General features: G+C 43.6%; 1 protein-coding gene. It reads right to left on the reverse strand.

The window, feature by feature from the left end; translation table 11 throughout:
• Positions 1–310: 310 nt before the first annotated feature.
• Positions 311–2164: a dockerin type I domain-containing protein gene (locus tag RUMCAL_RS15770; RefSeq protein ID WP_051343624.1), complete on the reverse strand. Its 1854-nt coding sequence runs from the start codon at positions 2162–2164 to the stop codon at positions 311–313.
• Positions 2165–2488 lie beyond the last annotated feature (324 nt).

The raw sequence follows: 2488 nt of genomic DNA on the forward strand, positions 1-2488 counted from the left end.
TATCGCTTTTTTAGTGCCGAATCAACGTTAGGGTCTGGTTGGCGGTTACGCTACTTCAACAATATTATCCAGAATCACGGATAAAGCAACACCGCACAAAGACCACCTGTCGGCTTTGTACGGTGTTGTCAAAATTACGATGTTTTCGGACAAGAGGAAAGGTCTGCTCTCAGAGGCAGACCTTTCTTTTTGTACACCGACCCCAAATGGAGTAGCTCCATCTGGTCAAAAGGTATTTCCTGTACAGCGTTTCCCTAAAGGAGAAAGATTGCACCCAGCGGTCGGATTCAGTATTGCAAGTGCCTTGGACTTATTTCAAGTTCTTCAAATAGGCTTCAAACATATCTTTCTCTGCAAAATAACCTTTTTGAATCAGCATTGTTACAAATTCCTGTACCTCTGCATTGTCGAGCCATGCACAGTCGCCGCCAAATCGGCAGAGTTCCAGTTGCTGTGTTGTGCCATCTTCGTCATGATACAGGACATAGAGTGTTTGTTCGCCGTAATCAGTTATTCCAAAGCCCCAGGCTTTCATTTCGCAGTCCTTGTATTTTGCTGCATTTTTTGTGAATTCCGAGATCTTTTGCAAAACCTCTGCATCTGTGATGTACGATTCCTTTTCACCATCTTCTTTGATGTGGTTCATGTGGTCATCAACGGAGAGATACACGCAATTGCACAATGGAGCTGAATACCGGTTTCCGTTGGCGGTGATTATTTGTTCGTAATCTTCGCCATCCCAGCCGTTTTCTGACATGATAATTCTATAATCATTGATAAACAAAACCGGCGTATCATCATACTGGTTTTGATTCATCAACTCACGTTTCATCATGCAAAGGTCAAACGCATTCAGTACGCCGTCTTCATACAGATCGGCTGCTTTCCAGTTGGAAAGTGTTGCATCGGGAACACCCGTCAGCCATTTCTGGAGCATGACAGCGTCAGCGGCATTCAACTTCCCGTCTGCATTGACATCGCCCTTTACAGGCTCAGAAAATTCAGATTCGTCTATTTCTTCGACGGACATATCTTCACCGATCTTATAATAACCGACATCTCTGACGTTTTTCGTCTGCTCTGGATCCCAAGGTCTGCCTTGAGAGATCGTAACTTTTACTGTGCCAGCGGATACTGCTTCATATACATAGACAGCATGACTTTGGCTTCCAGGTGGAATCGGCTCATCGGAAGAAATATTGTATTCTTTTACTTCTTTGATTTCCGCCGTTCCAAGCTGCTCCAGAATCACCTCATCACCGGTACTATAATTGATGGTATCACAATAAACGATATAGTTGCCATGAACGGATACATTTCCGTTTTTCGCAATGAATGCTTCATAATCATCCATTGTAGCAGGCAGCCAGTCGAATTCATCGACAGATTCAAGAGTGATCGTCTTTTCGTCATGGTCAATCGCCTTGACTCTGATCGTGCCGTCACCGATGTATTTGCTGTAATACTGCGGCAGAAATACAGGAAGGACAAGGTCATTGATATGGTAGTCATAGCATAGCAGATGAGTATTTCTGTCGATCGTATCACCGACGGAAAGCGTTCTGCCGTCCAGATAAGTCACGCCCTCAATATCGGGTGCGACATACATAACAAGTCCGTCAATTCCAACAATTTCAGCATCAAACGGAAGCACATAATCGCCGCTGTTCAGATAAACAAGATCATAATCACCCTTTGTATTGACAACGTTCAGACAGCTCCCTGCTCCGTCTCCTGTGTAGTGCAGGGTATCGTACTTTTTCAGTTTTGTTCCCAGTGTAAGTTCGGAGGTCTGATAGGTCTTGCTTGTCTCCACGTCATCTGAAACATCTATGGTAATGGTCTTATCTGTTCCAATATTGGAATGGCTTACTGTAATGGTCGCTGTGCCGTTGCCAACACCTGTGATAAGCCCATTTTGATCGACAATGGCGACATTCTCATCACTGGAAGAATAAAAAACAGACTGTTTTGCACCAGTACTCCATTCCAGTTCCAGCTGAACACTTTCTCCCACTGCAATGGTGTTCTTGGAAACGGAGAGATTTGTTACAGATGCAATGATCGTCAGTGCGTGAGCAGGCGTTTCTGCATAGGACACCATCGCCGCTGTGGAACAGCAGAGGCAGCCTGCAAGCAGGACTAAAATGACTTTCTTTCTCAAATTTACCACCCTCTAATCATATGTTATAATATGTTATATATATAACGGTTTTAGTATATCATAAAAATATCTGGTTGTCAAGGAATATACAAAAAAATCTATGGCAATACTGTGCAAAGATTGTGCATCAGATACGCAATGAGTATCGACACACCCTAGTTGCTCCCATATGTCAGCAAATTGCAATTATAATGTAACCGCCAACCAGACCAGCGGGCAAAAAATGAGCCGAGATCAACCTCGGCTCAAATCCCGTATTCGTTTCATCACAATGAATTGCAGTGAGTTATTGTGAATTACTGTGCGGTGAAATACTGTCAGTTA

The sequence above is a fragment of the Ruminococcus callidus ATCC 27760 genome, from assembly GCF_000468015.1.
Taxonomy (GTDB): domain Bacteria; phylum Bacillota; class Clostridia; order Oscillospirales; family Ruminococcaceae; genus Ruminococcus_C; species Ruminococcus_C callidus.